The organism is Exiguobacterium qingdaonense, assembly GCF_018617855.1.
Taxonomy (GTDB): domain Bacteria; phylum Bacillota; class Bacilli; order Exiguobacteriales; family Exiguobacteriaceae; genus Exiguobacterium; species Exiguobacterium qingdaonense.
Window position 1 is genome coordinate 283,564 of the sequence record NZ_JACSKY010000002.1, and the last position, 6,266, is coordinate 289,829.

Annotated in this window: 9 protein-coding genes; 8 read left to right on the forward strand and 1 reads right to left on the reverse strand. The window is 50.5% G+C overall.

Annotation, left to right across the window (positions count from 1 at the left end):
* The first annotated feature begins 71 nt into the window (after positions 1-71).
* Positions 72-1,199 (forward strand): M20/M25/M40 family metallo-hydrolase, encoded by a 1,128-nt coding sequence (locus KNP00_RS04820; protein ID WP_215142800.1) that lies wholly within the window; start codon positions 72-74, stop codon positions 1,197-1,199.
* 45 nt (positions 1,200-1,244) lie between these two features.
* Here the strand turns inward: KNP00_RS04820 and KNP00_RS04825 are convergent, their stop codons facing one another.
* Positions 1,245-1,418: a hypothetical protein gene (locus tag KNP00_RS04825; protein ID WP_215142742.1), complete on the reverse strand. Its 174-nt coding sequence runs from the start codon at positions 1,416-1,418 to the stop codon at positions 1,245-1,247.
* Positions 1,419-1,490: 72 nt separating this feature from the next.
* On the opposite strand from KNP00_RS04825, the gene rnz reads away from it, so the two are divergent.
* From rnz to KNP00_RS04860, 7 genes are read left to right on the forward strand one after another with little or no spacing between them, the layout of a single operon-like run.
* Entirely contained in the window at positions 1,491-2,396 is a 906-nt protein-coding gene (rnz, locus tag KNP00_RS04830) for a ribonuclease Z (RefSeq protein ID WP_215142744.1), read from the forward strand.
* 1 nt (position 2,397) lies between these two features.
* The gene (locus tag KNP00_RS04835) at positions 2,398-3,285 is read left to right on the forward strand and encodes a hypothetical protein (RefSeq protein WP_215142746.1); all 888 of its coding nucleotides are present in this window, start codon (positions 2,398-2,400) and stop codon (positions 3,283-3,285) included.
* Positions 3,282-3,689, forward strand: a complete 408-nt coding sequence (locus tag KNP00_RS04840) for a DUF4430 domain-containing protein (protein ID WP_215142748.1) — start codon at positions 3,282-3,284, stop codon at positions 3,687-3,689. The genes KNP00_RS04835 and KNP00_RS04840 overlap by 4 nt, the downstream gene beginning before the upstream one ends.
* Complete coding sequence (locus tag KNP00_RS04845; protein ID WP_215142750.1) at positions 3,667-4,326, forward strand: hypothetical protein; 660 nt, start codon at positions 3,667-3,669, stop codon at positions 4,324-4,326. Before KNP00_RS04840 ends, KNP00_RS04845 begins: the two co-directional genes overlap by 23 nt.
* Positions 4,304-5,260: an ATP-binding cassette domain-containing protein gene (locus tag KNP00_RS04850; protein ID WP_215142752.1), complete on the forward strand. Its 957-nt coding sequence runs from the start codon at positions 4,304-4,306 to the stop codon at positions 5,258-5,260. Before KNP00_RS04845 ends, KNP00_RS04850 begins: the two co-directional genes overlap by 23 nt.
* Positions 5,233-5,778: a hypothetical protein gene (locus KNP00_RS04855; protein WP_215142754.1), complete on the forward strand. Its 546-nt coding sequence runs from the start codon at positions 5,233-5,235 to the stop codon at positions 5,776-5,778. The genes KNP00_RS04850 and KNP00_RS04855 overlap by 28 nt, the downstream gene beginning before the upstream one ends.
* 41 nt (positions 5,779-5,819) lie before the next feature.
* Positions 5,820-6,149: a hypothetical protein gene (locus KNP00_RS04860; protein WP_215142756.1), complete on the forward strand. Its 330-nt coding sequence runs from the start codon at positions 5,820-5,822 to the stop codon at positions 6,147-6,149.
* Positions 6,150-6,266 lie beyond the last annotated feature (117 nt).

A 6,266-nucleotide genomic window follows, 5' to 3' on the forward strand; every position in this document is an offset into this window, starting at 1 on the left:
GAAAAGATTCGTGCAATCCAGGGGAGTTTGTTATAATGGTCGAGAAATGTTTGGATGGAGGGATGTTGTTTATGGTAAACGAGACACGCGTGCTCGACACTTTCTTAGGATTGGTCGGTATCGATTCAGAAACGAAGGAAGAGGCAGTCATCTGTGAGCACTTGAAAGCTGTATTCACAGAGCTAGGTTGTGACGTCTATGAGGACGACGCCTCAACGAAGACGGCACACTCTGGTAACAATTTGATCATCACGTTGCCTGCAACGAAAAAAGATGTCGATCCGATTTACTTCACGGCTCACATGGATACGGTCACTCCAGGTAAAGGAATCAAGACGAGCATCAAAGACGGCTATGTTGTCACGGATGGCACGACGATTCTTGGAGCGGATGATAAGACAGGGCTCACTGCCATGATCGAACTCGTTCGTGTGTTGAAAGAAAAACAGATTCCACACGGTCAAATCCAGTTTGTGATCACGGTCGGAGAAGAGTCAGGTCTCGTCGGGGCGAAAGTATTGGATTTGTCGAAAATCGATGCGAAATTCGGCTTTGCGCTTGATTCGGATGGGCCTGTTGGAGACATCATCGTCGCCGCTCCGACACAAGCAAAAGTGAACGCGAAGATTTACGGCAAGACGGCCCACGCGGGTGTCGCACCGGAAAAAGGGGTCTCGGCGATTCAAATCGCAGCGAAAGCGATTGCGAAAATGCCGCTCGGTCGCATCGACGAAGAAACGACTGCGAATATCGGACGCTTCGAAGGGGGCCGCGCGACGAACATCGTATGTGACTACGTCGAAGTACTCGCAGAGGCCCGCTCGCTCATCCATGAGAAGATGGAGAAGCAGGCGGAAACGATGAAGCAAGCATATATTGAGGTCGCGGAATCATTCGGTGGTCGTGCTGAAGTCGACATCGATATCATGTACCCGGGATTCAAATTTGAAGAAGGTGACGAAGTCGTTGAAGTCGCGAAACGTGCGGCTCAGACAATCGGACGTCCGACACGAATCCTTCATTCAGGGGGCGGGTCAGACGCCAACGTCATCGCGGGTGGCGGAATCCCGACAGTCAACTTGGCGGTCGGCTATGAAGAGATTCATACGACGAACGAACGTATGCCACTTGAAGAGTTGTATAAGCTCGTTGAGTATGTCGTGACAATCGTCGAGGAAGTCGCATCAACCGAGCAATAAAAAAGAGCCGACGATTCGTCGGCTCTTCGTATGTGTTCGTACTCGTTATGCTGCGAACTCCAGTGATTCTAAAATCAACTCGTCTGTGCAATGAAGTTCGATCGCTATGTCGTGAATGCGGATCGAGGTGCCTTGTTCCTGTTGGTGCAAGCGATTCATCAAAGCTGCACGATCTCGAATCGACTCGTAGATCGACTCGGGTTGTTCTGCCTTGGTCATCACAAATCACATCCTTTTCAGCGATTATGTCAAGTATAGCATGGAACGACTTGAAGAAAGGACAAATTATTTATGAAGTTACAGTTTTTAGGTACTGGGTCGGGGATGCCTTCCAAGCAACGTAATGTGTCAGGGCTCGCTCTCGACCTTCCGAAAGCTACCTGGTTGATTGATTGTGGTGAAGGCACACAACATCAAATGCTCTACACGAAGATCAAACCGAGAAAAGTGACGGCGGTATGGGTGACCCACCTCCACGGGGACCATGTTTTCGGATTGCCTGGATTTTTATCGACCCGTTCTGCCTTAGACGGGACGGACGCCTTGACCGTCTATGGTCCGAAAGGGATGAAAAAATGGCTTGAAGGCACGTTTCGTGTGACCGGGTCACATCTTGGCTATGAACTGTCCGTCATCGAATATTCGGACGGTGACACATTTGAGCAAGACGGTCACCACGTCACTGTGCGAAAATTAGAGCATCGTTTTCCATCATACGGCTTTCGCATCAACGGTCCAGAAAAACGTGGAACGTTACGCGTTGACAAGGTGAGGGAGCTTGGGATCCCGAGCGGACCCATCTATAAAACAATCAAGGAAGAAGAACGATTTGAATTTGAAGGAAAATGGTATGACTCTAAAGAATACGTTACAGAACCGACTCCCGGGAAAGTCGTGGCAATTCTTGGAGACACGACCCCTTGTGATCAGGCGCAGTTGCTTGCGCAAGGCGCAGACCTTCTCGTCCACGAGGCGACGTTCATGGAGAATGAACGATCACTCGCTAGGAAGTATGGTCACTCGACGACACGAGAAGCGACATCGCTCGCGAAAGCGTGTTCCGTCGGCAAGCTGATCGTCACGCATATCTCGGCTCGCTATGTCGGACGAGAAGAAGAGTTTGAACGAGAAGTCGTATCGGATTTTCCATCGAGTCTCGTCGCGACTGACTTTTTAGAATATACAGTGGGGGATTGATGTGACCATTCAACTCTATGTATGGGCCGCGTTTTTAACAATCAGCATCCTGTTAGGGATTCGATTGAATCAATTAAAAGAGCCAGAAGCCAACTTCTTTCCGAAGTTCTTGTTTTATTCGTTACTTGGAATCGTCTCTTTTCCAATCGGTGGTTTTCACATCCCGATCGGATTTTTATTGTCCTTTTTATTCTTTCCAAAACAGAACAGTCGCTATAAGTGGTATGGGGCACTGCTCGGATTTTTCTTCTTTATCGTCTTGCTCTTCGTCCCACTGTTTGACCAATCTGGATTTCGGGCCGAATCCCAACAAATCGGTGCGGTCTCCGTCACAGATGAAACGTTTGACGAGATGACAGAGAAGTTGTTGCAACGGATTAACAGCGAATCGATTAAACTGGACCGGGGCAAGCTTCAAATCGACCGAAGCGGAAATGTCCAGTCCGTTGAATATTTACTCATGGTGGAGCGAACCGAGTCGTTCCAACAAATTCGTGTGACGTATGGGTCAGGACAACTTTCCTACGAGCAAATCGACGAACTGCGAAAAGAGTCGGGCCAGGCATTCTTTGAAAAACTCGTCGAGTTCGACCATATGCTGTCGACCTTGCAGGGACCGTCCTGGAATGAGTATACCGATGCCGTCGCTGCACCCATTTTGCAACTCTCTTATGACGGACTGTACGATATGTACACGTTCGAAAACGAGTCGATGCTCATGATCAATCGGGACGACGAGCTCGTCAAGTTTTGGCTCCAACGTGAACCAGTCCTCGCCAACAGCATTCAGCTTGTCGGACTGACACGAGAAGGACGAAGTTCCGGGGAGCGTTATGCGATCCTATATAACTATTCGATACATCAACGAGAGGATTTGACTGAACAATGAAAAACATCTTATCTATTGCGTTACTCTCAACTGCACTACTTGCCGGGTGTGGCGGGGAAGAGGCACAGCGAGAAGCGTGTGACGTAAGTCCGACCATTTCGGTTTACAATGCCGCGACCGAAGAGACGCTCTATCAAGAAAAGAGCGTCTGTCTTGAAGAGGACGCGACCGTGCTCGATGCGTTGAAGGCGACAGAACTCGACCTTGAAGTGACAGGAAGCGGTGACATGTCCTATGTGACGGCGATTGAAGGAATCGAAGAAAAGTCAGAAGGACAATCGTCAGGGTGGGTGTTCGCATTTAACGGCGCTCCCGGAGATGAAGGGGCCGGTGCGAAAGAAGTAGAATCGACCGATGTCATTCAGTGGCGGTTCGAAGAAGATGCGATGGCTTTCTTCGAATGAGGCAGATTGGGAGCGGCGACATCCTGTCACGCTCCTTTTCTTTCTCATTGCTCACCTTTTCGTACTGACGAATGTTGAAGACGTCTCGACCTTCGTCATCGGACTTGTCGCCTTGCTCCTTTTTGAACGGCGCTTCCCCTGGGCGATGTTATCGGTCCTGATTGCATTCGGAGTCGTCTCGGTCTTCCCTGCATTGTTCGGGTGGGACCTTTCCGCATCTTACATATGGCGTCAACTATTGAAGTTGGCCGCCTTCTTATTAGGCATGTCGTGGGTGTCGCGTCTTGTTCGACTAGAGCTCCTGCTCCCGCTCTTATCAAGATGGCCCCGCTCATCGTCACTCTTGTATGGGGCGTGGGCCTTGATCCCGTCGATGGAACGGGCGGTGCGTCAGTCAATGAGAAGTCACCCGAAAACAGCGTGGCAAGAAGCTGTCGAGATTGGGATCGCGAGCCAGCAACGTGAACCGAGATTCGCGATTGACCCGATGCGTCGATTCCGAGTCGACGATGGGATACAGCTGATTGTGATTGGTGTGATTTGTTACGTGTCTCTCCAATGGGCGGTCGCGCTTTGGCTCATCTATCCGTACGTGACGAAAGGAGGTATTCGTGATGCAGTGGCTTTCTACCGTTGACGGGTCGTTCGAGAAATATGTTGAACGATACCGCCCCCGCATCATCGAGATGAATCAACCGTTCTCTGGAAAAGTCGGACGCTTGTTGTCGAGCGTTGACCCGTTTCGAGGGGCAGAGCTCGCTACCCTCTTACAAATCGATGCGCTCTTTCCGAAACGGTTTGACACCTGCTCGAGCGGTGAACAACAGATCGTCCGGGTCGCCCATGCGTTAGTGGACCGACCAGATTCGATCGTTCTGATCGAACCGTTTCGACATCTCGATCAGTTTCGTAGAGAACACTTACAGATGTTGCTCCGGAGGATTTCCGGACTCGGTGTTCGAATCGGCTATACTGAAAGGGCGCACGAGCAGTCGGGCGACGTGACGTTCACATTCACCGAATCACATTTAAAACCGACCATCGAGGCGAAAGACATATCGTACCGTCACCCGTTTCAAGCAGTCTATGCGATTGAGGATGTGACCATTCAGATGAACGAGCCAGGACTCACGGTATGTGTCGGGACGAACGGGAGTGGGAAGTCGACCTTGCTCGAGTTGTTGGCTAAAAGCAGACGCCCGCTCAAAGGGCGGGTGAAGCGAGGCGAACGAGCCGTCTATCTCCCTGCCGAACCGGAATACGGACCTTTCCCGAAAGAAGAAAGGCGACGGGTCGCGCAACTGCAAGCCGTGCTTCGTGATCCATCGAGCGTCCTTTTGCTCGACGAACCGACTGTAGACTTAACGAGCAGGGAACGTAAGGCGTTCGTTGAAACGGTGCGACAGAAAGCCGAGACGGCAAGGGTGGTTTGTGCGACGCATGATATGGAGTTGATTGAGCGAGCGACGGACGTTCTTTATCTTGCGAGCGGTCGGGTCGTCTTCGAAGGGGAACGCTCACTCTTTCAAGAACGGAGTACGTTATGGTCACATACGTCCTCGCTATCTTGATTGCCATCCCCGTCCTGTATCGATTTGAGAAGTCCACCTTACCGGTTCAACCGTTCGTTCAACTTTTGGCGCTTGCGGTGATCGGTCGTTGGCTCTTCATGACGATTCCAAACGTTCAACCGACGACCGCCATCCTGATGTTGACTGCCCTTTTCATCAGTTTGAACGGAGCAGCCACCCTCGCCCTTTTCGTACCAATCTTGTCCGGTCTGTTGCTCGGAATCGGACCGTTCGTCATCTATCAATTTTTAGGATGGCTCCTTGTCGTATCGCTCGTCCGCTTGTTGCGACCACTCTTATTGAAGTCGACTGTCCTCTTCCTCGGCTTCGGATTTTTCTCTGGCTTTTTATACGGATGGACGACGAACGTGGCGTTTCTCGAGGTGATTGGTGTCGATTTTTTGAAGCTCCTTCTGCTCAGCTTTCCATTTGATTTGGCCCATGGGATCTCAAACGTCCTCTTTCTCTTATTGATCCGACCATTATTTAAACGCATATTCCTTCACCAACTCGGGTAAATATACAATATTCCTATTATATTGAGTGAGGTGAACGACGGATGGATGCATATTTTAATGTGACGGAAGTCGGCATGTTTCTACTCGTAGGGCTATTGTTTATCCTGTTAAACCTTGTTCTTTTAGTGAAGCGCTATACGAGAGCCCGTTTTGCGATGCTAAGTATCCTTGCGGCGAGTGTTTGGCCGGCGCTCATGATTGTTCTTTCAGTAGAGCAATTGAGTGTATTGGACCAATTGACGTCTGGCGAGTTCACGTTGGATGCCGTGCTTGCGTTTGGCGTCGTCCTCTCGACAGTACTCATGACGATGATTCCAGCAGGTGTCTTTCTTCATCGGCTCGTGACGGTATCTCGATTGCATTCAGAATAATAAAAGGAGCGACCCGTCTAGGTCGCTCTCAGGCTGTTGACTAACATGAATCATATCGCTCGCCTTTCCGGCGCCCACGCTTTCCGCAGGCAATCCCGGAGCCGCATCGCGACCTAG